At 59.0% G+C, this 25,127-nt stretch carries 25 protein-coding genes; 14 read left to right on the top strand and 11 right to left on the bottom strand.

Annotation, left to right across the window (positions count from 1 at the left end; genetic code table 11):
- Positions 1-10 precede the first annotated feature (10 nt).
- From B0D71_RS20435 to B0D71_RS20420, 4 genes are all read left to right on the top strand, one after another.
- On the top strand, positions 11-1,075 hold the full coding sequence (locus B0D71_RS20435) for an imelysin family protein (protein ID WP_103396352.1): 1,065 nt from the start codon (positions 11-13) through the stop codon (positions 1,073-1,075).
- Positions 1,076-1,089: 14 nt separating this feature from the next.
- The gene (locus tag B0D71_RS20430) at positions 1,090-2,190 is read left to right on the top strand and encodes a DUF1513 domain-containing protein (protein WP_103396401.1); all 1,101 of its coding nucleotides are present in this window, start codon (positions 1,090-1,092) and stop codon (positions 2,188-2,190) included.
- Positions 2,191-2,410: 220 nt separating this feature from the next.
- The gene (locus tag B0D71_RS20425; RefSeq protein ID WP_103396351.1) at positions 2,411-3,559 is read left to right on the top strand and encodes an efflux RND transporter periplasmic adaptor subunit; all 1,149 of its coding nucleotides are present in this window, start codon (positions 2,411-2,413) and stop codon (positions 3,557-3,559) included.
- Positions 3,560-3,572: 13 nt separating this feature from the next.
- Entirely contained in the window at positions 3,573-6,608 is a 3,036-nt protein-coding gene (locus tag B0D71_RS20420) for a multidrug efflux RND transporter permease subunit (RefSeq protein WP_103396350.1), read from the top strand.
- A gap of 189 nt (positions 6,609-6,797) precedes the next feature.
- On the opposite strand, the gene B0D71_RS20415 is transcribed toward B0D71_RS20420, so the two are convergent.
- From B0D71_RS20415 to colR, 5 genes are all read right to left on the bottom strand, one after another.
- Complete coding sequence (locus B0D71_RS20415) at positions 6,798-7,025, bottom strand: hypothetical protein (RefSeq protein ID WP_103396349.1); 228 nt, start codon at positions 7,023-7,025, stop codon at positions 6,798-6,800.
- Positions 7,026-7,027: 2 nt separating this feature from the next.
- Positions 7,028-7,741, bottom strand: a complete 714-nt coding sequence (locus tag B0D71_RS20410; RefSeq protein WP_103396348.1) for a lipopolysaccharide kinase InaA family protein — start codon at positions 7,739-7,741, stop codon at positions 7,028-7,030.
- Between the two features lie 4 nt (positions 7,742-7,745).
- Positions 7,746-8,414 carry a class I SAM-dependent methyltransferase gene (locus B0D71_RS20405; protein ID WP_103396400.1) on the bottom strand — a complete coding sequence of 223 codons (669 nt, stop codon included), beginning with the start codon at positions 8,412-8,414 and terminating at the stop codon, positions 7,746-7,748.
- A 152-nt stretch (positions 8,415-8,566) separates the two neighbouring features.
- Complete coding sequence (locus tag B0D71_RS20400; RefSeq protein WP_103396347.1) at positions 8,567-9,841, bottom strand: sensor histidine kinase; 1,275 nt, start codon at positions 9,839-9,841, stop codon at positions 8,567-8,569.
- Positions 9,831-10,514: a two-component system response regulator ColR gene (gene colR, locus B0D71_RS20395; RefSeq protein ID WP_007985839.1), complete on the bottom strand. Its 684-nt coding sequence runs from the start codon at positions 10,512-10,514 to the stop codon at positions 9,831-9,833. The genes B0D71_RS20400 and colR overlap by 11 nt, the downstream gene beginning before the upstream one ends.
- 218 nt (positions 10,515-10,732) lie before the next feature.
- Here colR and B0D71_RS20390 point away from each other — a divergent pair, with 218 nt between their 5' ends.
- Complete coding sequence (locus B0D71_RS20390; protein ID WP_103396346.1) at positions 10,733-11,476, top strand: phosphatase PAP2 family protein; 744 nt, start codon at positions 10,733-10,735, stop codon at positions 11,474-11,476.
- 101 nt (positions 11,477-11,577) lie between these two features.
- Here the strand turns inward: B0D71_RS20390 and groL are convergent, their stop codons facing one another.
- From groL to B0D71_RS20370, 4 genes are all read right to left on the bottom strand, one after another.
- A complete protein-coding gene (gene groL / locus B0D71_RS20385) occupies positions 11,578-13,224 on the bottom strand; it encodes a chaperonin GroEL (protein ID WP_103396345.1) in 1,647 nt (548 codons plus the stop codon).
- Positions 13,225-13,273: 49 nt separating this feature from the next.
- On the bottom strand, positions 13,274-13,567 hold the full coding sequence (locus B0D71_RS20380; protein ID WP_007985847.1) for a co-chaperone GroES: 294 nt from the start codon (positions 13,565-13,567) through the stop codon (positions 13,274-13,276).
- 248 nt (positions 13,568-13,815) lie between these two features.
- A complete protein-coding gene (locus B0D71_RS20375) occupies positions 13,816-14,292 on the bottom strand; it encodes an FxsA family protein (RefSeq protein ID WP_103396344.1) in 477 nt (158 codons plus the stop codon).
- 66 nt (positions 14,293-14,358) lie between these two features.
- Positions 14,359-15,090 carry a HugZ family pyridoxamine 5'-phosphate oxidase gene (locus tag B0D71_RS20370; RefSeq protein ID WP_103396343.1) on the bottom strand — a complete coding sequence of 244 codons (732 nt, stop codon included), beginning with the start codon at positions 15,088-15,090 and terminating at the stop codon, positions 14,359-14,361.
- Between the two features lie 164 nt (positions 15,091-15,254).
- Between B0D71_RS20370 and B0D71_RS20365 the strand changes: the two genes are divergently transcribed.
- Positions 15,255-16,013, top strand: coding sequence for an SDR family oxidoreductase (locus B0D71_RS20365; RefSeq protein ID WP_103396342.1), 759 nt, complete (start codon positions 15,255-15,257; stop codon positions 16,011-16,013).
- A 132-nt stretch (positions 16,014-16,145) separates the two neighbouring features.
- Here the strand turns inward: B0D71_RS20365 and apbC are convergent, their stop codons facing one another.
- On the bottom strand, positions 16,146-17,240 hold the full coding sequence (gene apbC, locus B0D71_RS20355) for an iron-sulfur cluster carrier protein ApbC (protein ID WP_103396340.1): 1,095 nt from the start codon (positions 17,238-17,240) through the stop codon (positions 16,146-16,148).
- Between the two features lie 183 nt (positions 17,241-17,423).
- On the opposite strand from apbC, the gene metG reads away from it, so the two are divergent.
- The 8 genes from metG (at position 17,424) to B0D71_RS20315 (ending at position 24,399) form a co-directional block, all read left to right on the top strand.
- The gene (gene metG / locus B0D71_RS20350) at positions 17,424-19,475 is read left to right on the top strand and encodes a methionine--tRNA ligase (RefSeq protein ID WP_103396339.1); all 2,052 of its coding nucleotides are present in this window, start codon (positions 17,424-17,426) and stop codon (positions 19,473-19,475) included.
- 236 nt (positions 19,476-19,711) lie between these two features.
- Positions 19,712-20,281 carry an electron transport complex protein RnfA gene (locus tag B0D71_RS20345; protein ID WP_103396338.1) on the top strand — a complete coding sequence of 190 codons (570 nt, stop codon included), beginning with the start codon at positions 19,712-19,714 and terminating at the stop codon, positions 20,279-20,281.
- Positions 20,278-21,291 (top strand): electron transport complex subunit RsxB, encoded by a 1,014-nt coding sequence (gene rsxB, locus B0D71_RS20340; RefSeq protein WP_103396337.1) that lies wholly within the window; start codon positions 20,278-20,280, stop codon positions 21,289-21,291. Before B0D71_RS20345 ends, rsxB begins: the two co-directional genes overlap by 4 nt.
- A complete protein-coding gene (locus tag B0D71_RS20335) occupies positions 21,278-22,264 on the top strand; it encodes an RnfABCDGE type electron transport complex subunit D (RefSeq protein WP_103396336.1) in 987 nt (328 codons plus the stop codon). The genes rsxB and B0D71_RS20335 overlap by 14 nt, the downstream gene beginning before the upstream one ends.
- A complete protein-coding gene (locus tag B0D71_RS20330; RefSeq protein WP_103396335.1) occupies positions 22,261-22,872 on the top strand; it encodes an RnfABCDGE type electron transport complex subunit G in 612 nt (203 codons plus the stop codon). The genes B0D71_RS20335 and B0D71_RS20330 overlap by 4 nt, the downstream gene beginning before the upstream one ends.
- Entirely contained in the window at positions 22,865-23,449 is a 585-nt protein-coding gene (locus tag B0D71_RS20325; protein WP_103396334.1) for an Rnf-Nqr domain containing protein, read from the top strand. The genes B0D71_RS20330 and B0D71_RS20325 overlap by 8 nt, the downstream gene beginning before the upstream one ends.
- 25 nt (positions 23,450-23,474) lie before the next feature.
- Positions 23,475-24,113, top strand: a complete 639-nt coding sequence (gene nth, locus B0D71_RS20320; protein WP_103396333.1) for an endonuclease III — start codon at positions 23,475-23,477, stop codon at positions 24,111-24,113.
- Between the two features lie 106 nt (positions 24,114-24,219).
- Positions 24,220-24,399, top strand: a complete 180-nt coding sequence (locus B0D71_RS20315; protein ID WP_007972325.1) for a PA3496 family putative envelope integrity protein — start codon at positions 24,220-24,222, stop codon at positions 24,397-24,399.
- Positions 24,400-24,480: 81 nt separating this feature from the next.
- Here B0D71_RS20315 and B0D71_RS20310 read toward each other — a convergent pair whose 3' ends face one another.
- Entirely contained in the window at positions 24,481-25,107 is a 627-nt protein-coding gene (locus tag B0D71_RS20310) for a response regulator transcription factor (RefSeq protein ID WP_103396399.1), read from the bottom strand.
- Between the last annotated feature and the right edge of the window lie 20 nt (positions 25,108-25,127).

Here is a 25,127-nt window from a genome sequence, read left to right as displayed (position 1 = left end):
GGAGCCCGACATGTTCCGTCCCAAACTGTTGTTCACCAGCCTTGCCGCACTCGCCCTGGGCGCCTGCTCGCCTCAGGACCCGCAAGCGGTCACGTCGGCAGCCATCGCCAAGTCGGTGATCCTGCCGACCTACACCCGCTGGGTTGAAGCCGACCGTCAATTGGCGGTCAGTGCCCTCGCCTACTGCGAAGGCAAGGAAACCCTGGAAACGGCCCGAGCCGATTTTCTGCATGCGCAAAAGGCCTGGGCTGAACTGCAGCCACTGCTGATCGGCCCACTGGCCGAAGGCAACCGTTCGTGGCAAGTGCAGTTCTGGCCGGACAAGAAAAACCTGGTCGGCCGTCAGGTCGAGCAACTGATCACCGCCCAGCCGCAAATCGATGCCGCCGCCCTGGCCAAGTCCAGCGTTGTGGTACAGGGTCTCTCGGCTTACGAATACATTCTGTTCGACAGCAAGCCTGACGTGGCCAACGCTGAGCAGAAGACCAAATACTGCCCGCTGCTGGTCGCCATCGGCGAACGCCAGAAGCAATTGGCCGAAGAGATTCTGCAATCCTGGAACAACACTGACGGCATGCTCGCGCAAATGAGCAAATTCCCGAACCAGCGCTACGCGGACTCCCACGAAGCGATCGCCGAACTGCTGCGCGTGCAAGTCACCGCCATCGACACCCTGAAGAAAAAACTCGGCACGCCGATGGGCCGCCAGAGCAAGGGCGTGCCGCAACCGTTCCAGGCCGACGCATGGCGTAGCCAGTCGTCCCTGACCAGCCTCGAGGCCAGCCTCGCGGCCGCCAAGACAGTCTGGGAAGGTGTGGATAACAAAGGCCTGCGCAGCCTGTTGCCGAGTGAGCAGAAACCGTTGGCCGACAAGATCGATGCCGCCTATGCCGCCTCGCTGAAACTGTTCGCCGGCAACCAACGCTCGCTGACCGACATGCTCGGTGACGACGCCGGCCGCCAGCAACTCAACGATCTGTACGACAGCCTCAACGTTGTCCATCGCTTGCACGAGGCTGATCTGGCCAAGGCGTTGGGTATCCAACTGGGCTTCAACGCCAACGACGGCGACTGATGGGGGCGAGTTCCATGCTGCGACGCCAGGCTCTGACCTTGGGTAGTTTGTTGCTGGGTGCGGTGACGCTGGGCGGCTGGAAGCTGTTCAAGCAAAAGGACAAGAGTCCGTTGTTGCTGTCGGCACGGGACGATACCGATGGTCAGCATTACGCTGTCGGTTATCGGCTCGATGGCACCCAGGTGTTCGCCACCCGGGTCGGCCAGCGTTGCCACGACATCATCAACCACCCGACGCAACCGATTGCGCTGTTCGTTGCCCGCCGTCCGGGTACCGAGAGCTACCTGATCGACCTGCGCGACGGCGCGCTCCTGCAAACCGTGGTGTCACAGCCAAACCGGCACTTCTACGGACACGCGGTCATTCACCACAGCGGCGACTGGCTGTACGCCACCGAAAACGACACCACCGATCCGGGTCGCGGCCTGCTCGGCGTGTACAAATTCGAAGGTGAACGGCTGGTCCACAGCGGTGAGATTTCCACCCACGGCCTGGGCCCGCACCAAGTGTCGTGGATGCCCGATGGCGAAACCCTGGTGGTGGCCAACGGCGGGATTCGCACCGAAGCCGAAAGCCGGGTGGAGATGAACCTCAATGCCATGGAGCCGAGCCTGGTCCTGATGCAACGCGACGGCACCCTGCTGAGCAAGGAAACCCTCGCCCAGCAGATGAACAGCGTGCGCCATCTGGCCATCGCCGGCGACGGCACCATCGTTGCCAGCCAGCAATTCATGGGCGCGGCCCACGAGTCATCGGAGCTGCTGGCGATCAAGCGTCCCGGCCAGCCTTTCGTGGCATTCCCGGTGCCCGAGCATCAGTTGCAGGCCATGGGGCACTACACCGCCAGCGTCGCGGTACACAATGACTTGCGCCTGGTGGCATTGACGGCACCACGGGGCAACCGTTTTTTCATCTGGGACCTGGACAGTGGTGAAGTACGCCTGGATGCGCCACTGCCCGATTGCGCCGGGGTCGGTGCCGTCGCCGATGGTTTTGTCGTGACCTCGGGCCAGGGACGTTGCCGCTACTACGACTGCCGCCAGACCAATCTTGTTGCAAAGCCCCTTGAGCTACCCGCAGGGCTCTGGGACAACCATCTGCATCTGATGGCGTAAATAATCAGCGTCCCCCAGCTCCTACGCCAAACGCATCCCCTGGTAGGAGCTGGCTTGCCAGCGATGGCAATTAAAAGAACACCGTAAATTCAACGGCACTATCGCCGGCAAACCGGCTCCTACAGGTTATGGGGTTCCAATAAACAGCCATTGGAATCCCTTTCCCAGTCGGAGTAATGTGCCCCACTGTCTCGCCTGATTTTCTCCAAGGAACTGGAATATGCTGCGTCGCCGCATGCTGATCATGTTGGGTGTTGTGTTACTGATTGTGCTGGTCCTGGCTGCGTACAAAGCCTTCTCCGTCTATACGATGATTCAAGGCTTCTCCGCACCCAAACCGCCCATCAATGTCGCTGTTGCCACCGCCACCGAACGTCCGTGGCAATCCCGGCTGCCCACGGTCGGCACCCTCAAGGCGCTGCAAGGTGTCGACCTGAGCCTGGAAATTGCCGGCACCGTCACCGACGTGCAGTTCGAGTCAGGGCAGAAGGTCAAGGCCGGCCAGCCGATCGTGCAACTGGACAGCGCCGTGGAAACCGCCCTCCTGGAAACCGCACAGGCCGACCTCGGGCTGGCCCAGGTGGATTACAGCCGTGGCAGCCAGCTGGTGGGCAGCCAGGCTATTTCCAAGGGTGAGTTCGACCGGCTCTCGGCCGTTCTGAAAAAGAGCAAGGCCACGGTCAATCAACTCAAGGCGGCGCTCGAGAAAAAGCGCATCATCGCGCCGTTCAGCGGCACCATCGGCATTCGCCAGGTGGATGTCGGCGACTACGTGGCCAGCGGCACCATGATCGCCACCTTGCAAGACCTCAGCAGCCTATACGTCGACTTCTTCGTCCCAGAACAATCGGTACCGAAAGTCGCCATCGGCCAACCGGTTCAGATCATCGTTTCTGCCTATCCGACCCAGACGTTCCCCGGCACCATCAGTGCAATTAACCCCAAAGTCGAAAACAGCACCCGTAACGTTCAGGTCCGCGCCACCCTGGCCAACCCCGATGGCAAGTTGCTGCCCGGCATGTTCGCCAGCCTCCAGGTGCTCCTGCCCAACCCGCAACCGCGCATCGTGGTGCCGGAAAGCGCAATTACCTACACGCTCTACGGTAACTCGGTGTATGTGGCCGTACCAAAGAAGGCCGAAGATGGCAGCCTGGAAAAGGACGACAAGGGCCAGCCGGTGCTGATCGCCGAACGGCGTTTTGTCGAAACCGGCGAACGCCGCGATGGGCAAGTGATGATCACTAAGGGCGTGCAGAACGGCGAGAAAGTGGTGACCGCCGGCCAGCTCAAACTGGATAACGGTGCACACATCGCCATCAGCGACGACAAGACCCTAGCCGAGCAGAACAGTCCGCCACGCGCGAACTGATCAAGGAATCCCCATGGCTTTTACCGATCCATTCATTCGCCGCCCGGTTCTCGCAACCGTCGTCAGCCTGCTGATTGTGCTGCTGGGCTTCCAGGCCTGGAGCAAGCTGCCGCTGCGCCAGTATCCGCAAATGGAAAACGCCCTGATCACGGTGACCACCGCTTACCCCGGGGCCAACGCCGAGACCATCCAGGGCTATATCACTCAACCGATGCAGCAAAGCCTGGCTAGCGCCGAGGGCATCGACTACATGACCTCGGTCAGTCGCCAGAATTTTTCGGTGATCTCGATCTACGCACGCGTGGGCTCCAACAGCGACCGCCTGTTTACCGAACTGCTGGCCAAGGCCAACGAGGTCAAGAACCAGTTGCCCCAAGACGCCGAAGACCCGGTACTGAGCAAAGAATCTGCCGATGCATCAGCGCTGATGTACATCAGCTTCTTCAGCAAGGAATTGAACAACCCGCAGATCACCGATTACCTGTCACGGGTGATCCAGCCGAAACTGGCGACCTTGCCCGGCATGGCCGAAGCCGAGATCCTCGGCAACCAGGTCTTTGCCATGCGCCTGTGGCTGGACCCGGTTAAGCTCGCTGGCTTCGGCCTCAGCGCCAGCGATGTGACCAACGCGGTGCGCCAGTACAACTTCCTCTCGGCGGCCGGCGAGCTGAAAGGCGAATACGTGGTCACCAGCATCAACGCCAATACCGAGCTCAAGTCCGCCGAAGCCTTCGGCGCCATTGCGCTCAAGGTCGACGGCGACAGCCGTGTGCTGCTGCGCGATGTGGCGCGCGTGGAAATGGGCGCGGAGAACTACGACACCATCAGCTCGTTCGGCGGTACCCCTTCGGTGTACATCGGCATCAAGGCGACGCCCGGCGCCAACCCGCTGGACGTGATCAAGGAAGTGCGCAAGATCATGCCGGACCTTGAGGCCCAGCTACCGCCAAACCTCAAGGGTGAAATCGCCTATGACGCCACCCTGTTCATCCAGGCCTCGATCGACGAAGTGGTGAAAACCCTGTTCGAAGCGGTACTGATCGTGATCGTGGTGGTGTTCCTGTTCCTCGGTGCCCTGCGTTCGGTGGTGATCCCGGTGGTGACCATTCCGCTGTCGATGATCGGCGTGATGTTCTTCATGCAGATGATGGGGTATTCCATCAACCTGCTCACCCTGCTGGCGATGGTGTTGGCCATCGGTCTGGTGGTGGATGACGCCATCGTGGTGGTGGAAAACATTCATCGCCACATCGAAGAGGGCAAGACCCCGCTGGACGCCGCCATTGAAGGCGCCCGGGAAATCGCCATGCCGGTGGTCTCGATGACCATCACCCTCGCGGCGGTGTATGCACCGATCGGTTTCCTGACCGGCCTGACCGGTGCGCTGTTCAAGGAGTTCGCCCTGACCCTGGCCGGCGCGGTGGTGATTTCCGGTATCGTCGCCCTGACCCTGTCACCGATGATGTGTGCATTTCTTCTGCGCCACGATGAAAATCCCAGTGGCCTGGCCCATCGCCTGGACATGATTTTCGAAAGCCTCAAGCGCCGCTACCAAAGCATGCTTCACGGCACCCTCAACACCCGGCCGGTGGTGTTAGTGTTCGCTGTGATCGTGCTGTGCCTGATTCCGGTCTTCCTCAAGTTCACCAAATCGGAACTGGCTCCGGATGAGGACCAGGGCATCATTTTCATGCTGGCCAATGCCCCGCAACCGACCAACCTGGACTACCTGAACACCTATACCGACGAGTTCATCTCGATCTTCAAGGCCTTTCCCGAGTACTACTCGTCGTTCCAGATCAACGGTTTCAACGGCGTGCAATCGGGCATCGGCGGTTTCCTGCTCAAGCCATGGAACGAGCGCAGCCGTACCCAGATGGCGATCCTGCCCGAGGTTCAGAGCAAACTGGAAAGTATCCCCGGGTTGCAGATTTTCGGCTTCAACCTGCCGTCCCTACCGGGCACCGGCGAAGGCCTGCCGTTCCAGTTCGTCATCAACTCCGCCAACGATTACGAATTGCTATTGCAGGTGGTCGACCGGGTTAAAAAGCGTGCATTGGAGTCCGGCAAGTTTGCCTTTGTCGACGTTGACCTGGCCTTCGACAAACCGGAAGTGGTGGTGGATATCGACCGCGCCAAGGCCGCGCAGATGGGGGTTTCCATGCAGGATCTGGGGGGAACCCTGGCGACCTTGCTGGGCGAGGCCGAAATCAACCGCTTCACCATTGAAGGTCGCAGCTACAAGGTCATTGCCCAGGTCGAGCGGCCGTTCCGTGACAATCCGGACTGGCTGAACAATTACTACGTGAAAAACACCAAGGGCGAATTGCTAGCGCTGTCGACCCTGATCACCGTCACCGACCGTGCCCGACCACGACAGCTGAACCAATTCCAGCAACTCAACTCGGCCATCCTGTCCGGCGTGCCGCTGGTGAGCATGGGTGAAGCCATCGACCTCGTGCGCCAGATCGCCCGGGAAGAGGCGCCCGTCGGTTTTTCCTTCGACTACGCCGGCGCATCGAGGCAGTACGTCCAGGAGGGCAGCGCCCTGTGGGTCACCTTTGCCCTGGCACTGGCGATCATTTTCCTGGTATTGGCAGCCCAGTTCGAAAGCTTCCGCGACCCACTGGTGATCCTGGTCACCGTGCCCCTTTCTATCTGCGGCGCATTGATTCCGCTGTTCCTGGGTTGGTCGAGCATGAACATCTACACCCAGGTCGGGCTAGTGACCTTGATTGGATTGATCAGCAAACACGGCATCCTGATCGTCGAGTTCGCCAACCAGCTACGCAAGGACAAGGGGCTGACGGCACGGGAAGCGGTGGAGGAAGCGGCGGCCATCCGCCTGCGTCCGGTCTTGATGACCACCGCGGCGATGGTGTTCGGCATGGTGCCATTGATCATCGCCACCGGTGCTGGGGCGGTCAGCCGGTTCGACATCGGTACGGTCATCGCGACGGGCATGTCGATCGGCACATTGTTCACCCTGTTTGTGTTGCCCTGCGTGTATACGCTGTTGGCCAAGCCCGAGAAACCTCGGGAAACATAACTCAATAACTGTAGGAGCCGGCTTGCTGGCGATGGGCTCAAGTGCGCCGCGTTTATCCAGTTCATACGCGTTATCGTTAACGACCATCGCCAGCAAGCCGGCTCCTACAAGGGACCGTGACCAAACCAATGAAAGCCCGAAAAAAAAGGCCTCGCTAATGCGAGGCCTTTCATTTGGGCTTCAATCGGTTCAACTTTGCGGCCTCAATCCCTGAGAAAGTCCGAACATAAATAGCAACAAATCATGATCGGGTTGAGTGGCCACCGATGCCTTGGCAACGCGTGGCAATGGACAATGTTCATCTGCGCTTATCGAACTGAGAACCTGGGGGCGCGGTTGCTCCCAGGCTGCCACCGCGATTGATGCAACTGCCAAGGCTCCTACCAGAAACAAACCTCGTGCAATTTCGAGTTTCATCGCTATAAACCCTTGATAGCGCTGCCAAACGCCGTCTCGTAAAAGTAGACGAGCTTCTTCCAGTCTGCATCGCTGAACGACGAGTGGCGACGCAATTGCTTCATGTCATGGGCAGCAGCGCGATAGGCGGTCAAACGCTGTCGGCATTTCTCCAGATCGATCAGGGCAACTTCGACCTTGGCCGACTCGCCCTCACCGGTCACGCGAACGAATACGTGCTTGATGTAGATGCAACTGTGCTGCCAGCGGCCCTTGTGCATGCGGGCCAGGTTTTCAGCCAGGTCCTTGAGCACACGGTCGTTCACGGCTTCACCATGACGTTCGCGACCGCCACCAGCGTACCAGTGCTCGATTTCCTCGAAGCCATCCAGCGACTTGGTGACCAGCAATGCACGCCATTTGTGCACAGGATCACGCTGTGCGCCGCAGAAAACGATTTGCGGAACCCGTACGCCAAGCGCAGTCACACCGATGAGCGCAGCTTGCTCGCGCAGCACCGTAGGCCGCCCGAAAGGGTGCAGCCAGCTGCGATGGATATGCCCGGTCTGACGCTTGACGTAGAGCAGTTGACCATCACTGCCCATAACACGTTGAACACCGCTTTCCCCACCGCGACGGACGTTCGGTTCTTCTACCCATTCACCGCGCTGATTCCAGAAGTAATCAAAGCGGTCCTGGGGAGGGACTTCCGTTTCTGCTGCACACTGCACTGCCATCCTGTTACCTCTTGCGTAATACGTAAACTCGCCACATGGCATAGAGCGGCAAAAAGTCCAGTTGTTCCTGGATGCGGAAACCCGCCTGCTCAAATTCCTTTTCTACGGTAGCGGCCGGTAACACAAACCGGTTTTGGTAACCTTCTTGCCCACGGGATCTCTCCGAACGCTTGCGTTTCCAGGCCTTGAAGTTGCCATCCACCCACAATGAAAGGATCACGCTGTCACGGGAAACACGCTCGAATTCGCGCAAAATAGCCATGCGATGCTCGGCTTCACCGATGTGGTGCAGCAAGCGCATGCAAAAAATGCTGTCGACGGCGTTATCCGGCAAGGCGATGTCGAATGCAGAAGTGTGCAAGGGTTGTACCCGTTTCACCACATCGGCAGGTTGCGCCTGGGTTGCGATCTTCAGCATGGACTCCGAGTTATCGGCGCCGATGATCACGCGGTTGGGCTTTTCCGCCAGCATGGGCCAGAAACGCCCTGCACCGCACGGCAAGTCGAGGACCAGGCCAGGCTCGCCAACCAGGGCCAGCGCCTTGCGCGCCAGTTGCACGTCACGCCAGTGGGACAATCGACGGCCGAGACCATCCTGGTGTTTGCGCAAATAGCGTTGCGCGTGTTGATCGTCGTACTTTTCGGAAAAATCGAGTTTGATCGGGCCGTCCATCATCAGGTCTCCTGAACTTCTGATAACAACTACCTTAGGTTTCGCGGTGTCGGTTTCAGGTGATCCATTTGTGAAAATTTCGTCATGGAAACCTAGAAGTATTACAGGGTTTTACAGAATTAATAGGGTGTGCGGACACTTGGCTCAATAGATCAAGCTCGGGACAGCTCCACCTCAAAACGACAGCCACTAGGCTCCACGGTTGTCAGGCTGACGTTCCAGCCCTGGTTTTCACAGATCCGCTGTACCAGTGAAAGCCCCAGCCCCAAGCCTTCCCCGCGCTTTTCAGTGCCCCGAACGAACGGTTCGAACATTGCCTCGCGTTTTTCCTCGGGAATGCCCACACCACTGTCTTCGACCAGAAAGCCCGTGCCCGTCAAGGTCAGGCGGATGAAGCCTTGTTCGGTGTAATGCAAGGCATTGCGTAGCAAGTTCCCCATCACCGCATGCAAGAGCGTCGCATTGTAGGCTTTGGCCCCTGGTTTGCCCGGCTCGAAGATCAGCTTCAACCCTTTGCTTTCAATGGGCTCGCGCCACAGACCGAGCAGGCCCTCGGCCACCTGGCTCAGGGACTGCTGTGGCGACATGCTGGCGTCTTCGCGCTGGGCACGGGCCAGCATCAGGAAGGTTTGCACCAGCTCACGCATTTCTTCACAGGCCCGGGCGATGCGCTCGACCTGGGCGCGGCCGCGCTGATCGAGACCGGGGTTTTCCAGCAACAGCTCGCAGGAGCTGGCCAATATCATCAGGGGAGTACGCAATTCGTGGCTGACATCGCTGGTGAACAACCGCTCGCGGGTCAGGGCCTGACGCAAGCGCCCGAGGGTGGCGTCAAAAGCCACGGCCAGTTCGCCCACTTCGTCAGCGGCATAGTCCGGAGCCAAAGGAGGAGCCAAACCCAGCAGTTGATCGCGATGGCGTACCTGGCGGGCCAGGCGCACCACCGGCGCCATCACCTTGCGGGCCAGGACCCAGCCGAGAAATACCGCAAGCGCCAGGCTGAGCACGAAACCCACCAGCACCACGGCAAACAGCACCCGCTCACGCTCTTCAAAGTCGCTCTGATCCTGCAACAGCACGTACCGTCGGCCGTCGACGATTTCGACCATGGCGTGGTACGACAGGTTTTCACGGAATACCTCGTGGAAACCCGGCTCCAGGTGCCGCAGATCCTTGGGCAACCTGAAATCACCCGGACCGCTGCTGAAGTAGAACAATTGGTCCGGCTCGGGTCGATGGCTCCAGTCCGTGACATTGTCCATCAGCAACAGGCGCTGCAAATCGCCGCCCAGGCCTGCCGAAATCAGTTTTTCCTCCACCAGGTGCACGGTTGCCACGATGCCCATGGCAAAGGCACCCGCCACCAGTGCGCTCATCAGCGCAAAGGCAATGATGATGCGTTGAGAAAGGCTCTGCTTAAACTCCATCACGCCCCTCGGCCAAGCGATACCCCACACCGTGCACGGTTTGCAACAACGGCTTGGCGAACGGTTTGTCGATCACCTGGCGCAGTTGGTGGACATGGCTGCGCAGGCTGTCGCTGTCCGGACAGTCGTCCCCCCATAGGGCCTCTTCAAGAATTTCACGACGCAACACATGCGGGCTTTTCTGCATCAACACCGCCAGCAACTTCAGGCCGACGGGGTTTAGCTTCAGCAACCGTCCTTCACGGGTGACTTCCAGGGTGTCGAGGTCATAGCTCAGGTCGCCGACCTGCAAGGTCCGCCGCCCGCCCCCCTGGGTACGGCGCATGACCGCTTCGATACGTGCTGCCAGCTCAGACAGGGCGAACGGTTTGATCAGATAGTCATCGGCACCGGACTTGAAGCCTTGCAGACGGTCATCCAGTTGATCACGGGCCGTGAGCATGATCACTGGTGTCTCGCGGCGGGCATCTTCGCGCAGGCGCTTGCACAGGGTATAGCCATCGATGCCGGGCAACATGATATCGAGCACAATCAAATCGTAATGCTCGGTGGCCGCCAGATGCAGGCCAGACAAACCATCCTGCGCGCAATCCACGGTATAGCCTTTGAGCCCCAGGTAATCGGCCAGGTTGGCCAGGATATCGCGGTTGTCTTCAACCAATAGAATTCGCATGGGTATCTCTCCGTCCACAGTATCGGCCGTCGTGGCCCGCGCAGCTTAAGGCGAAGTTCAGCTCACGGCTAGGACTGAGTGAAGCGCAAAATCGTGGAAATTGACCGTTTACAGCCTTAACAAGTTTTTCACCAGTGATTCACACGCAGGCGACAGAAACGGGTTCAAACTCTGCGCGGCTGCGCATTTGAGAACATTTCACTGATCAAGGACCTAGCATGGTTTCGACCCCTTCCCGCCCCGCTCCTCGTCCGCTCAATTTCTGGGTGTGCCTCGGCGTCCCTGCCGTTGCCGCGATCATTCTGGTGTTGCTCGAATTGACCAGTCTGGACATAGACCTGGCCAGGCTGTTTTACGACCCGGTCGCCGGGGAATTCATCGGACGCCACAGTTATTTCCTCGAGGACATCCTGCACGATCGCGCCAAGCAAGTGGTCATCGCTTTCTCGGTGTTTGCCATCCTCGGTTATATCGCTTCGTTCTTCATGACCAAACTCAAGCCGTTCAAGCGCGAACTGGGTTGCCTGGTGCTGTCCCTGGGCCTGGCGACTTCCTTTGTCACGCCCATGAAAGCGGTGACCGCGGTGCAGTGCCCGTGGAGCCTCGAGCAATTTGGTGGTCACGAGACTTACAGCGAACTGTTGAGCCCTCGCCCGCATACCGATAAACCGGGACGTTGCTGGCCCGGCGGCCATGCGGCCACCGGCTTCACCCTGTTTGCCCTGTTTTTCGTCTTGCGTGACCGTCGCCCGCGCATGGCTCGCGCAGCGTTGGTCTTCGCCTTTGCCCTCGGCTCGGTGTTCTCCATCGGGCGAATGATGCAGGGCGCGCACTTCTTCTCGCACAACGTGTGGACGGCGGTGTTCTGCTGGCTGATTTGTCTGGGGTCGTACTACTACGTTCTGTATCGACCGATGATGAAGACTGAGCGAGCGATCAAAGCGGATCCGGTCAGCGCCTGACCTGACGTCATCGCGATCTCCAGCCAACCCCAAATTGAAGGCAATAAAAAACCCCGCCAGCTTTCGCAGGCGGGGTTTTTTCGTACAGGGGTAAGGCTGGCTTACATCATGCCGCCCATGCCGCCCATGCCGCCCATATCTGGCATACCGCCGCCAGCACCACCGTCTTTCTTCGGTGCATCAGCAACAGCAGCTTCGGTGGTCAGGATCAGACCGCCGATCGACGATGCAGCTTGCAGCGCGGAACGGGTGACCTTGGTTGGGTCCAGGATGCCCATTTCGATCATGTCGCCGTATTCGCCAGTCGCAGCGTTGTAACCGTAGTTACCTTTGCCGTTCTTGACTTCGTTGACCACAACGCTTGGCTCGTCACCGCTGTTGGCAGCGATCTGACGCAGCGGTGCTTCAACGGCACGGCGCAGAACTGCGATACCTACGTCCTGATCAGCGTTGTCGCCTTTCAGATCGTTCAGGGTTTGCAGAGCACGGATCAGCGCAACGCCACCGCCAGGCACCACGCCTTCTTCAACGGCTGCACGGGTAGCATGCAGGGCGTCTTCAACGCGGGCTTTCTTCTCTTTCATTTCAACTTCGGAACCAGCGCCAACCTTGATCACTGCTACGCCGCCGGACAGCTTGGCCAGACGCTCTTGCAGTTTTTCACGGTCGTAGTCCGAGGAAGTTTCGGCAACCTGGGCACGGATCTGAGCGATACGGGCTTCAATGTCGCTTGCTACGCCAGCACCGTCAACGATGATGGTGTTTTCCTTGGAGATGGTCACACGCTTGGCGCTGCCCAGGTTTTCCAGGGTAGCGGCTTCCAGGCTCAGGCCGATCTCTTCGGAGATAACGGTACCGCCAGTCAGAACAGCGATGTCCTGCAGCATGGCCTTGCGACGGTCGCCGAAGCCTGGAGCCTTGACGGCTGCGACTTTAACGATGCCACGCATGTTGTTCACGACCAGAGTCGCCAGGGCTTCGCCTTCAACGTCTTCGGAAACGATCAGCAGTGGACGGCCGGCTTTGGCAACGGCTTCCAGTACTGGCAGCATTTCGCGGATGTTCGAGATCTTTTTGTCGACCAGCAGAACCAGTGGGTTGTCCAGTTCGGCAACCATGGTTTCCGGCTTGTTGACGAAGTACGGGGACAGGTAGCCACGGTCGAACTGCATGCCTTCTACAACCGACAGTTCGTTTTCCAGGCCAGTGCCTTCTTCAACGGTGATCACGCCTTCTTTACCGACTTTTTCCATGGCTTCGGCAATGATGTCGCCGATGGAGTTGTCGGAGTTGGCGGAGATGGTACCTACCTGAGCGATTGCCTTGGTGTCAGCGCATGGCTTGGACAGGTTTTTCAGCTCTTTGACGATGGCGATGGTCGCCTTGTCGATACCACGCTTCAGATCCATCGGGTTCATGCCGGCAGCGACGGCTTTCAGGCCTTCGTTGACGATCGATTGAGCCAGAACGGTAGCGGTGGTGGTGCCGTCGCCTGCGTCATCGTTGGCACGGGAGGCAACGTCTTTGACCAGTTGCGCGCCCATGTTTTCGAAACGGTCTTCCAGTTCGATTTCTTTGGCGACGGAAACGCCGTCCTTGGTGATGGTCGGAGCGCCGAAGCTCTTCTCGATGATCACGTTACGGCCTTTCGGGCCCAGGGTCGCTTTTACCGCGTCAGCCAGGACGTTGACGCCTTTGAGCATTTTCTTGCGGGCGGAATCGCCAAACAGAACTTCTTTAGCAGCCATGATCGATATTCCTTAAATACTTTGTAGTAGCGGAAAATGAACGGGGGTATCAGCCTTCGATAACAGCGAGGATTTCGTTCTCGCTCATTACCAGCAGGTCTTCGCCGTCGACTTTCACAGTGTTGCTGCCGGAGTAAGGACCGAACACAACCTTGTCGCCCACTTTCACGGACAGTGCACGCACTTCACCGTTTTCCAATACGCGGCCGGTGCCTACAGCGAGGATTTCGCCGCTGTTGGCTTTTTCAGCAGCCGAACCTGGCAGGACGATACCGCCAGCGGTTTTCTTTTCTTCTTCGCTGCGACGGATGACGACGCGGTCATGCAGAGGACGAAGCTTCATTGTCGATCTCTCCTAATTGTGGTTTTCATCGGCCGGTGTAGTCCCGGCGGGTTTAACAAAGGCCGGCGGAGCCGGTTGCGGTTCGTCAAGCGAACCGCGGAAGTCTGTCTGGCGTGATCGCCAGAAACCTTGCGGTGACCGTTACATAAGGGCGCATAAGCTTATTACAAGGGCGGGGGTCGAAATTTTTTCAGGTCGAGGCTCCGCAAACGAACACGGCACCCAAAGGTGCCGTGTGCTGAATCGAATTACTTGCTGTCACGGTGTTCGAACTCGCCTTCGATCACGGTCGGTTCACGCCCCAGCGGCTCGCGCGGGGCTGGACCACCGCGGGCCTGCAGGTCGTCGGCGAACGCTCGCTGACGCATGGCCTGCTCTTCGGCGCGCTGACGCATTTTGCCCGCTAGCAGACGGCGACTGAACGGTAGCAGCAAGAACAGGCCAATCACATCGCTGATAAAACCCGGGAGAATCAACAGGCCACCGGCCAATGCCAGCATCAGGCCCTCGAGCATGGTCTGGGCCGGCAGTTCGCCGCGGCTCAGGCTTTCACGGGCACGCAGGGCCGTGGCCAGGCCGGCGATACGCAGCACAAACACGCCGAACATCGAGCCGAGAATGATCAGCAGCAAGGCCGGGAAAAACCCGATAGACCCTGCCACCTTGACGAATACGAACAGCTCCAACACCGGGAACAGCAGAAAGAGCAACAAAAAAGGGCGCATCAAATGGTTCCTCAACGCAAGAATGCCTTGCCAGTTCACCTTAGATGACGTCGCCGTTTCGTGAATTCAAGCGTCGGCCACTTCATTTTTCGGCCAATGTTCGGCGTGAGCCAGAGAAACCAAGGCTTCGCGGACTTGTGTCGGGGTATTACAAGGCGCTTGAAACGGCAACCAGTACAGGCTTTGACCGATACGCAGGTGCATGCCTTCGGTGTCGATACCGACCATCTGCGCCGGCGAAGTTTTCGGCAGGCCCGCCAGGTCCACGTAGTGGGCAATGGCTTTGGCATGATCGGCGTTCATGTGCTCGACCATACTCACCTCGGCCTTGCCGGCGAACGGGTTGGCCAGGGTCAGGTCGTTGACCCAGTGAATCGCGCCAAAACCGCCGATATAGCGATGGCGTACAGGCTTGAGCACCCAGAAATCGAAATCATGAGCCTGGTGATAACCCTGCGACTCCGGGAAGTAGCGGTAGTAACGCTCGGAGGCGGCCTCGATGGCGGCTTCGTCTTCTATCTGATGCGCTTCAGCCAGGTATGTCAGTCGACCAACGGCCTGGACATCTTCGGCGCCACGCTCGCCGACAAAGAGCGAGCACTTCGGGTCTTTTTGCAGATTATGCGTGTGCTGAGCGATGCGGCTGATCAGGATCAGCGGTCGGCCCAGCTCGTCCAGACAGTACGGAACCACGGAGCCGAACGGAAAACCGGGCATCGATTTGGAGTGCGTCGAGAGCACCCCACGGTATTCCTTGAGAAGCAATTCTCGTGCATGCTTAGCCGCTTCAACGCTCAATTTATGACTCCTTAAATAGAATCCGTCAAAAAAACGGACGAGCTGCTGGTGAAAGTCCCAGCACGCCATCGGGGCAGATCTCATGTGCAGCCGGGCCATGTCAGGCGCAGATCGAGAGGCTCTCTACAAGGAAACCACTCAGACCTGCTACCGGGGGCATGCGAATGCAACTCACTGACAAAGTAATCATTATCACTGGCGGTTGCCAGGGTTTAGGTCGCTCCATGGCCGAGTATTTCGCCAGCAAGGGCGCGAAGCTCGCACTGGTCGACCTCAATCAGGAAAAACTCGACGACGCCGTCGCGGCCTGCAAGGCCAAGGGTGTCGAAGCCCGCGCCTACCTGTGCAATGTCGCCAATGAAGAGCAAGTGACCCACATGGTGGCCCAGGTCGCCGAAGATTTCGGCGCGATCCACGGTTTGATCAACAACGCCGGGATCCTGCGCGATGGCCTGTTGCTCAAGGTCAAGGATGGCGAAATGACCAAGATGAGTCTGGCCCAGTGGCAGGCCGTGATCGACGTCAATCTGACCGGCGTGTTCCTGTGCACCCGCGAAGTCGCGGCGAAAATGGTCGAGCTGGACAACAGCGGCGCTATCATCAATATCTCGTCGATTTCCCGCGCCGGCAACGTCGGTCAGACCAACTACTCGGCGGCCAAGGCCGGTGTCGCGGCGGCGACCGTGACCTGGGCCAAGGAACTGGCGCGCTATGGCATTCGCGTGGCCGGCATTGCGCCGGGCTTCATCGAAACCGAAATGACCCTGGGCATGAAACCTGAAGCGCTGGAGAAAATGACCAGCGGCATTCCGCTCAAGCGCATGGGCAAGCCGGAAGAGATCGCCCATTCGGCGGCGTACATCTTCGAGAACGACTATTACACCGGCCGGATTCTGGAGATGGATGGCGGGTTGCGGATCTAAAGCCCCCCACAAAACAACTGTAGGAGCGAGCTTGCTCGCGATAGCGGTGGTTCATTCAACATATCTGTTGAATGTTATTCCGTCATCGCGAGCAAGCTCGCTCCCACAGGGGGCAGTGTCAACTATTCGAAATCAATCGTCGCTGACGCTGATATTCGGCATCGCCGGCGTCAACGCTTCCTGCAATACGATCCGCGCACCGACGTGGCGCGCCAGTTCCTGGTAAACCAGGGCGATCGGGCTGTCAGGCTCGGCGATCACCGTTGGCTTGCCACCATCGGCCTGCTCGCGGATGACCATCGACAGCGGCAACGAGGCCAGCAACTCGACGCCATATTGGTTGGCCAACTTCACGCCACCACCCTCACCGAACAGATGCTCGGCATGGCCGCAGTTCGAGCAGATGTGCACGGCCATGTTTTCCACCACGCCCAGCACCGGAATGTTGACCTTGCGGAACATTTCCACGCCCTTGCGCGCGTCCAGCAATGCCAGGTCTTGCGGGGTGGTAACGATGACTGCACCGGCCACTGGCACTTTCTGCGCCAGGGTCAGCTGGATGTCACCGGTGCCCGGCGGCATGTCGATGACCAGGTAATCCAGGTCGCCCCATGCGGTTTGCGTTACCAGTTGCAGCAAGGCACCGGAGACCATCGGACCACGCCAGACCATCGGCGTGCTGTCGTCGGTCAGGAAAGCCATGGACATCACTTCCACGCCATGGGATTTGAGCGGAACGAACCACTTCTGGTCCTTGACCTCGGGACGGGTGCGCTCGGGGATGCCGAACATGATGCCCTGGCTCGGGCCGTAGATGTCCGCATCAAGAATCCCGACCTTGGCGCCTTCACGGGCCAGGGCCAGGGCCAGGTTGGCCGCCGTGGTGGATTTACCCACGCCGCCCTTGCCGGAGGCCACGGCTACCACGTTCTTGACGTTGGCCAGCCCCGGAATCTGTGCCTGGGCCTTGTGCGCAGCGATAACGCTGGTGATCTCGACGCGGGCACTTGTCACGCCATCCAACCCCTGAATGGCCATTTCCAGCATCTGTGCCCAGCCACTCTTGAACAGACCGGCGGCGTAACCCAGCTCGAGCTGAACGCTGACGCGGTCGCCCTGGATCTCTATATTGCGCACGCACCCGGCGCTGACCGGGTCCTGGTTCAGGTAAGGGTCGGTGTATTGGCGAAGGACGGCTTCCACCGCTGCGCGATTGACGGCGCTCATGGGCAACTCCGAAAACAGGACTGGAAAAGATGACGGGTATCGTACCTGTTCCGAGCGCGCGGCGGGATGCTCAAAAGATTGCATCGACCCGTTACTCATCCAATGAAACAGGCTCACAGGGTGAAAAATATGCGCCAGCGCTTTATAGTGGCCGACCTCCGTTTCATCAAGTAGCCGAGCCCCATGTCCGAGCCACGCAAGATCCTCGTCACCAGCGCCCTGCCCTATGCCAATGGTTCGATTCACCTCGGCCATATGCTGGAATACATCCAGACCGATATGTGGGTGCGCTTCCAGAAGCACCGCGGCAATCAATGCATCTATGTCTGCGCCGACGACGCCCACGGTTCGGCGATCATGCTGCGTGCGGAAAAGGAAGGCATCACCCCGGAACAACTGATCGCCAACGTCCAGGCTGAACACAGCGCCGACTTTGCCGACTTCCTGGTGGACTTCGACAACTTCCACTCCACTCACGCCGAAGAAAACCGTGAGCTGTCGAGCCAGATCTACCTGAAGCTGCGTGACGCCGGGCACATCGCCACACGCTCGATCACCCAGTATTTCGACCCGGAAAAGAAAATGTTCCTGGCCGACCGCTTCATCAAGGGCACCTGCCCGAAATGCGGCACTGAAGACCAGTACGGCGACAACTGCGAAAAATGCGGCGCAACCTACGCGCCAACCGACCTGAAGGATCCGAAGTCGGCAATCTCCGGCGCCACCCCGGTGCTCAAGGATTCCCAGCACTTCTTCTTCAAGCTGCCGGACTTCCAGGCCATGCTGCAGACCTGGACCCGCAGCGGCACCCTGCAGGATGCCGTAGCGAACAAGATCGCCGAATGGCTGGACGCCGGCCTGCAACAGTGGGACATCTCCCGCGATGCGCCGTATTTCGGTTTCGAGATTCCCGACGAGCCGGGCAAGTACTTCTACGTCTGGCTGGATGCGCCGATCGGCTACATGGCCAGCTTCAAGAACCTGTGTAACCGCACGCCGGAGCTGGACTTCGACGCGTTCTGGGGCAAGGACTCCACCGCCGAGCTGTATCACTTCATCGGCAAGGACATCGTCAACTTCCACGCCCTGTTTTGGCCAGCCATGCTCGAAGGCGCGGGCTACCGCAAGCCCACCGGGATCAACGTGCACGGTTACCTGACCGTCAACGGCCAGAAGATGTCCAAGTCCCGCGGCACTTTCATCAAGGCCCGCACCTACCTGGACCACCTGTCGCCGGAATACCTGCGTTACTACTACGCGGCCAAACTGGGCCGGGGCGTCGATGACCTCGACCTGAACCTCGAAGACTTCGTGCAGAAGGTCAACTCCGACCTGGTGGGCAAGGTCGTCAACATCGCCAGCCGTTGCGCCGGGTTCATCAACAAAGGCAACGCCGGCGTGATGGTCGACACCAACGCCGCGCCGGAACTGACCGACGCCTTCCTGGCCGCCGCGCCAAGCATCGCCGACGCCTATGAAGCCCGCGACTTTGCCCGCGCCATGCGCGAGATCATGGGCCTGGCCGACCGCGCCAACGCCTGGATCGCCGACAAGGCACCGTGGTCATTGAACAAACAGGAAGGCAAACAGGACGAAGTCCAGGCGATCTGCGCCACTGGCGTCAACCTTTTCCGCCAGTTGGTGATCTTCCTCAAGCCTGTGCTGCCGTTGCTGGCCGCCGATGCCGAGGCGTTCCTGAACGTCGCGCCGCTCACCTGGAACGACCACGCGACCTTGCTCAGCAATCATCAATTGAACGAGTTCAAGCCGTTGATGACCCGTATCGACCCGGTCAAGGTACAAGCCATGACCGACGCTTCGAAAGAAGACCTGACCGCCAGCCAGACCGACACCGGCGAAGCCGCACCTGCCGGCAATGGCGAACTGGCCAAGGATCCGCTGTCGCCGGAAATCGAGTTCGACACCTTTGCCGCCGTCGACCTGCGTGTTGCGCTGATCGTCAAGGCAGAACACGTGGACGGCGCCGACAAGCTGTTGCGCCTGACCCTGGACATCGGTGACGAGCAACGCAACGTGTTCTCCGGGATCAAGAGCGCTTACCCGGACCCGTCCAAGCTCGACGGTCGCCTGACCATGATGATCGCCAACCTCAAGCCACGGAAAATGAAGTTCGGTATCTCCGAAGGCATGGTGATGGCGGCCGGCCCTGGCGGAGAAGAAATCTACTTGCTCAGCCCTGACAGCGGCGCCAAGCCGGGTCAGCGCATCAAGTAAGGTCTGCGGCAAATCGATCCCACAGTCGTACCTGGCGCGGCTGTGGGATTTTCATGTCTGGCCCACCCTCCCGCCTTGCCGGATAATGCCTAAGCTTTTCAGACCATCTCCTGTAGGAGCGAGCTTGCTCGCGATGGTGGTTAACGATAATGCGTGCCCACAGGTTTAACGCGGCGCACTTGGGTCCATCGCAAGCAAGCTAGCTCCTACAAAAACTACTGTCTGCCGGCACGATCATGACCGAAGCACTTCTTATGCTTGTCAGCACCGCCCTGATCAACAACCTCGTGTTGCACTGGCCGTTGGCCGTCGATCCTCTGTTGGCCGGCCAGCGCCGTCAGGTCCATGCCTTGGGCATTGCGACGACATGCCTGATGCTGGTCGTGGGCATGCTCGGCTACGCGCTCTATCACTGGCTGCTGGTGCCGCTGCAATTGACGGCGCTGCGCCTGTTTGTGTTTTTGCCATTGAGCGTACTGCTGATTGGCCCGTTGCTGAATCTGCTGGCACGGGTCTTTTCAACAATGCCTTTCAAAGGCCTCTGGCCGTTGTTACTGGGCAATGCCGGCGTACTCGGCGTGGCCTTGCTCAATACTCAGGAGGACAAAGGCTTGTTTCAGGCCACGGCCTTGAGCCTGGGTGCAGGGGTGGGCTTCTGGCTGGTGTTGAGCCTGTTCACTGATTTGCGTGAACGCACGGCCGACAACGATGTGCCACTGCCCTTTCGCGGTCTACCGATCGACCTGATCGGTGCCGGCCTGATCGCAGTGGTTTTTCTCGGATTCAGCGGACTGATCAAAACATGAGTCTGATTCAACGCATCGACGCACTCTTGCCGCAAACCCAATGTGGCAAGTGCGGCCACCCCGGGTGCAAGCCGTACGCCGAAGGCATCGCCAGCGGTGAGCCGATCAACAAGTGCCCACCCGGCGGCAACGAAACCATCGCCGCCCTGGCCGAACTGCTGAAGGTGCCGGTGCTGGAACTGGACATCACTCGCGGCTCGGCACCTGCGCAGATCGCCTACATCCGCGAAGCCGAGTGCATTGGTTGCACCAAGTGCATCCAGGCCTGCCCGGTGGATGCCATCGTCGGCGCGGCCAAGCTCATGCATACGGTCATTATTGATGAGTGCACCGGTTGCGATCTGTGCGTGGCACCGTGCCCGGTGGACTGCATCGAGATGCGCCCATTGCTGCCGAATACGGTACTGCCCGTTGTTGGGGGCTTGGCCCTGACACCGCAGACGCGGCAGGCCCGCGCCCTCAAACGCGATCACGCACGGCGCCGCTTCGAACAACGCAATGCCCGCTTGCTGCGTGAGGAACAACAGAAAATCACCGAGCGCCAGGCCCGACAACGAGCCGCGCAACCTGCGCAAGCGACAGCCGACCCAGTGCAGTCCGCGCTCGAGCGTGTCCGCGCACAGAAAGCCGCCAATGCCGATGCCGCGTTGAAAAAGGCCAAGATCGATGTGGCGATGAGTCGGGCGCAACTGCACAAATCGCTGAAGGCCTTCGGACATCCGCCGACCTTCGAACAGCAGTCGCAGTTGATCGTCCTGCAACAGCAGTTCGAAGCCGCCGAAAAAAACCTGGCGCAACTGGAAAGCGCCGCCCCGCCAGCCCCTGCGCCGACAGTGGCAACGGCGTCGTCAAATGATGCCGATCTGAAACGGGCCAAGATCCAGCTGGCCATGCGCCGCGCCGAACTGAAGAAGGCTCAGGCCAACGAAGCACCGGCGGAACAAATCGAAGCCCTGGAGCGCGCACTCGGCGAGGCCGAACGCCAGGTGAACGCCTATGCCGGCCCTTGAAGCAGTTGATGATCGCCTGCAGCAGGCAATGAAACTGGTGCTGCTGGCCACGCTGCCGGGAGTGCTCGCGGCGTTCTGGCTGTACGGCTGGGGTGTGTTGATCAACCTGGTTCTGGCGACCACGGCTACGCTGGCCATCGAAGCCGCCGTCGTGCAATGGCGCAAGCGACCGCTGAGGCCAACCTTGAGTGACGGCAGCGCTTTAGTCAGTGCCACGTTGCTGGCCCTGGCGCTGCCGCCTTACTGCCCATGGTGGCTGACCCTCAGCGCTGCCGCTTTTGCGATGATCTTTGGCAAGCACTTGTATGGAGGCGTCGGCTCGAATCCCTTCAACCCGGCGATGCTCGGTTTTGCTCTGGTACTGGTGACCTTTCCGCAATCCATGACCCATTGGCCATCGTCCCATGGCATGGACTTGCTGAGCGGTTTGCAGCAAGTGTTCGGTGTCGGCCAAGCACCGGATGCGTGGGTGCAGGCCACAGCACTGGACAGTCTGCGAATCAATAAAAGCCTGACCATGGATGAACTGTTTGCCAGCAACCCGGCATTCGGCCACTACGGCGGTCGCGGGGTGGAGTGGATGAACCTGGCGTTCCTGGCGGGCGGAATGTTTCTCTTGCAGCGACGGGTAATCAGTTGGCATGCCCCGGTTGGCATGCTGGCCAGCCTGTTCATCATCAGCCTTCTGTGCTGGAACGGTTCGGGCTCCGACTCTCATGGCTCGCCGCTGTTTCACCTGCTGACCGGTGCGACCATGCTGGGGGCGTTCTTCATCATCACTGAACCGGTATCCGGCGCCAGAAGCCCCAGGGCAAAACTTCTGTTCGGCGTCGGCGTCGGTCTCCTGACTTACTTCATTCGTACCTGGGGTGGCTATCCGGACGGCATCGCCTTCGCCGTGTTGTCGATGAACCTGTGCGTACCGGCACTGGAGCGGTTCGTGGCGGCCAGACAACAGCCGGAGGTGCCATGAACCGGACATCGAGCATCGCGCTTCTGGTGCTTTTGGCCGCACTTGGCCTTGGCGTGACGTACTTCGTGCAACTCGGCAGCGCGCCGCGCATTGCCGCCGAACAGCGCCTGATCGACAGCCGCAATCTGCTGGACCTGATCGCGCCGGGCAGCTACGACAATCAACCACTCGAACACCCCATCAAGCTCGAAACAACCGCCCTGACCAACAGCACTGTGCTCGGTGGGTATCTGGCGACCCGGGCCGATCTACCTGTCGCGCTGTTGCTGCGCGTTCAAACCATTGGCTACGCCAGTGCCATCGACCTGCTGATCGCTGTCGATGCCAATGGCAGGTTGCTGGGCGTCAAAACCCTCAAACAGTCGGAAACACCAGGACTGGGAGCGCGAATCGCTGACTGGCCCAATTCATGGCTGCAGATTTTTTCCGGCAAATCTCGAACAGAACCCGGTGACAGCGGCTGGGCGCTGAAAAAAGATCAGGGGCAGTTCGATCAGATCGCAGGCGCAACCATCACCTCAAGAGCGGTGATCAATGCTGTCCACGATGCCTTGCGCTACTTCGATGAACACCGGCGACAACTGCTCGGAAAACCTGCCCATGGATAACTCATCGACTCTGCGCAATACCTTAATGCTGACGCCACTGATCGGCGCTACCCACTCGCTGACGGCCGCACTTGGCCTGTGCCTGATGTTCATGGTGGTGACCCAGTTGTTCAGCCTGGCCATGGGCGTCCTGCGATCCCGACTGGTCCCGGCGGCCCGCTTGCTGGCCAGCATCCTGTTGGCCGCCACGCTCACCAGTTGCGCGGAACTCATGGCACAAGCCTGGTCGCTCCAATGGCAGCAACATCTAGGGTTCTATGGCGCCTTGATCGCCTTGCAATGCGTCGTACTGGAGCACACCGGGTTCTTTCAGAACGGTTGGCGCCAACGTCTGCGACTCAATGGCCTGTTTGCCACGCTGATGATTGCACTGGGCCTGCTGCGCGAACTCATCGGCAACGGAACACTTGGAAACCATCTATCGTGGTTGATCGGCGCAACGCAAACTGATTGGCAAGGCTGGGTGCTGTTGGCCGATGGCGGTCTGCGCCTGGCCACATTGGTCCCTGGCGGGTTCATTCTGCTCGGACTGCTGATCGCCGCTAGGCGGGCCTGGCGCCCAACGCCCACACTTTGATTGCCTTTGAGGAAACGCACTGCCCATGAATGCCGCAAAACGTCTGGAAATTTTCCGCAGACTGCACGAGGACAACCCGGAGCCAAAGACTGAACTGGCCTATTCCTCACCATTCGAATTGCTGATTGCCGTGATTCTCTCGGCGCAATCGACCGATGTCGGCGTCAACAAGGCCACAGCCAAGCTGTTCCCGGTCGCCAATACCCCGGCAGCGATCCATGCCCTGGGTATCGAGGGACTGTCGGATTACATCAAGACCATCGGCCTGTACAACAGCAAAGCGAAAAACGTGATCGAAACCTGCCGCCTGCTGGTCGAGCGCCACGCTGGCGAAGTACCACAAACCCGTGAAGAGCTGGAAGCGCTGCCCGGTGTCGGCCGCAAAACTGCCAATGTGGTACTCAATACCGCATTTCGTCAGCTGACCATGGCCGTCGACACGCATATTTTCAGAGTCAGCAACCGGACTGGCATTGCGCCCGGCAAGAATGTGGTGGAAGTCGAGAAAAAGCTGATGAAATTCGTGCCCAGGGAGTACCTGCTCGACTCTCACCACTGGCTGATCCTTCACGGGCGTTATGTGTGCCTGGCCCGCAAGCCGCGATGCGGAAGCTGCCGGATCGAAGACCTGTGCGAATACAAGCACAAAACCTCCGACGATTGAGGCGCTATTGGGTTTATCGAATTGTCGATTGAAAAAATCTTTTTTACCCGCCGGGAGATTGTCGATATAAGGAGCGCCAAAGGCCTTCTTAGCCTGGAGTAACTAAATGAGTACTGGCAAAGAGCAATTGGACGTAGAAGACGACTTCACCACCGCCGAAACCGATGACGCAGAACCGGTGGTTGAAGTAGCGAAAACTAATCTGAGCAAACGCCGCACCATCGACAATCTGCTGGAGGAGCGCCGACTGCAAAAGCAATTGGCCGATTACGATTTTGACTTATGACATCTGAAAGCCTCCCGAAGCGGAGGCTTTTTTTTAAGTGCCATACTCCGGTAGCCCCCCCTTTGTCGCACAGTCACCTCATCACACCAGACCATTGCGTTGTGCCAGTTCGATCAAATCGACCAGAGACCTTGCATTCAGCTTGAGCAACAGGCGGGTCTTGTAAGTACTGACTGTTTTATTGCTGAGAAACATTCCATCGGCAATCTCTTTATTGGTCTTTCCTCTGGCCAACTGTTGCAGGACCATCATTTCCCGCCCCGACAACCGATCAACCATATCGGCCTCACTAGCGTTCCCTAAACTGCAACGCACGGTATGCAAGGCTTGATTAGGAAAGTAACTGTAGCCTGACAACACGGCCTTTATCGCACTGAGCAACTCCGTCAAGTCTTGTTGTTTGCAGACATAACCGGCCGCACCGGATTGCATGCAACGCATGGAAAAATGCCCCGGCGCCTGCGAAGTCAGGATCAGCACTTTCATTGGCATTAAGGTCGAAGACAAACGCGCGATGACTTCCAATCCGTCCAGCTTCGGAATCCCGATATCCAGAATGACAATATCCGGTGTAAGTTCACGAGCTAGTTGCAGTGCATCCACACCATTATCGGTTTCTGCAATAACTTCGTAGCCATGACGTTCCATTAGCATACGTACCGCAAGACGAATGACGGGGTGATCATCCACGATCAGCACTTTATTCATGGGCAAGTCCAATTTTCGCT

This window comes from Pseudomonas laurylsulfativorans (assembly GCF_002906155.1).
Lineage (GTDB): Bacteria > Pseudomonadota > Gammaproteobacteria > Pseudomonadales > Pseudomonadaceae > Aquipseudomonas > Aquipseudomonas laurylsulfativorans.
This window is presented reverse-complemented; position numbering and strand designations above follow the sequence as displayed.

Coding starts and splice junctions, on each gene's coding strand:
- B0D71_RS20435 (WP_103396352.1), top strand. CDS start 11: ATGTTCCGTCCCAAACTGTTGTTCACCAGCCTTGCCGCACTCGCCCTG.
- B0D71_RS20430 (WP_103396401.1), top strand. CDS start 1,090: ATGCTGCGACGCCAGGCTCTGACCTTGGGTAGTTTGTTGCTGGGTGCG.
- B0D71_RS20425 (WP_103396351.1), top strand. CDS start 2,411: ATGCTGCGTCGCCGCATGCTGATCATGTTGGGTGTTGTGTTACTGATT.
- B0D71_RS20420 (WP_103396350.1), top strand. CDS start 3,573: ATGGCTTTTACCGATCCATTCATTCGCCGCCCGGTTCTCGCAACCGTC.
- B0D71_RS20415 (WP_103396349.1), bottom strand. CDS start 7,025: ATGAAACTCGAAATTGCACGAGGTTTGTTTCTGGTAGGAGCCTTGGCA.
- B0D71_RS20410 (WP_103396348.1), bottom strand. CDS start 7,741: ATGGCAGTGCAGTGTGCAGCAGAAACGGAAGTCCCTCCCCAGGACCGC.
- B0D71_RS20405 (WP_103396400.1), bottom strand. CDS start 8,414: ATGGACGGCCCGATCAAACTCGATTTTTCCGAAAAGTACGACGATCAA.
- B0D71_RS20400 (WP_103396347.1), bottom strand. CDS start 9,841: ATGGAGTTTAAGCAGAGCCTTTCTCAACGCATCATCATTGCCTTTGCG.
- colR (WP_007985839.1), bottom strand. CDS start 10,514: ATGCGAATTCTATTGGTTGAAGACAACCGCGATATCCTGGCCAACCTG.
- B0D71_RS20390 (WP_103396346.1), top strand. CDS start 10,733: ATGGTTTCGACCCCTTCCCGCCCCGCTCCTCGTCCGCTCAATTTCTGG.
- groL (WP_103396345.1), bottom strand. CDS start 13,224: ATGGCTGCTAAAGAAGTTCTGTTTGGCGATTCCGCCCGCAAGAAAATG.
- B0D71_RS20380 (WP_007985847.1), bottom strand. CDS start 13,567: ATGAAGCTTCGTCCTCTGCATGACCGCGTCGTCATCCGTCGCAGCGAA.
- B0D71_RS20375 (WP_103396344.1), bottom strand. CDS start 14,292: ATGCGCCCTTTTTTGTTGCTCTTTCTGCTGTTCCCGGTGTTGGAGCTG.
- B0D71_RS20365 (WP_103396342.1), top strand. CDS start 15,255: ATGCAACTCACTGACAAAGTAATCATTATCACTGGCGGTTGCCAGGGT.
- apbC (WP_103396340.1), bottom strand. CDS start 17,240: ATGAGCGCCGTCAATCGCGCAGCGGTGGAAGCCGTCCTTCGCCAATAC.
- metG (WP_103396339.1), top strand. CDS start 17,424: ATGTCCGAGCCACGCAAGATCCTCGTCACCAGCGCCCTGCCCTATGCC.
- B0D71_RS20345 (WP_103396338.1), top strand. CDS start 19,712: ATGACCGAAGCACTTCTTATGCTTGTCAGCACCGCCCTGATCAACAAC.
- rsxB (WP_103396337.1), top strand. CDS start 20,278: ATGAGTCTGATTCAACGCATCGACGCACTCTTGCCGCAAACCCAATGT.
- B0D71_RS20335 (WP_103396336.1), top strand. CDS start 21,278: ATGCCGGCCCTTGAAGCAGTTGATGATCGCCTGCAGCAGGCAATGAAA.
- B0D71_RS20330 (WP_103396335.1), top strand. CDS start 22,261: ATGAACCGGACATCGAGCATCGCGCTTCTGGTGCTTTTGGCCGCACTT.
- B0D71_RS20325 (WP_103396334.1), top strand. CDS start 22,865: ATGGATAACTCATCGACTCTGCGCAATACCTTAATGCTGACGCCACTG.
- nth (WP_103396333.1), top strand. CDS start 23,475: ATGAATGCCGCAAAACGTCTGGAAATTTTCCGCAGACTGCACGAGGAC.
- B0D71_RS20315 (WP_007972325.1), top strand. CDS start 24,220: ATGAGTACTGGCAAAGAGCAATTGGACGTAGAAGACGACTTCACCACC.
- B0D71_RS20310 (WP_103396399.1), bottom strand. CDS start 25,107: ATGAATAAAGTGCTGATCGTGGATGATCACCCCGTCATTCGTCTTGCG.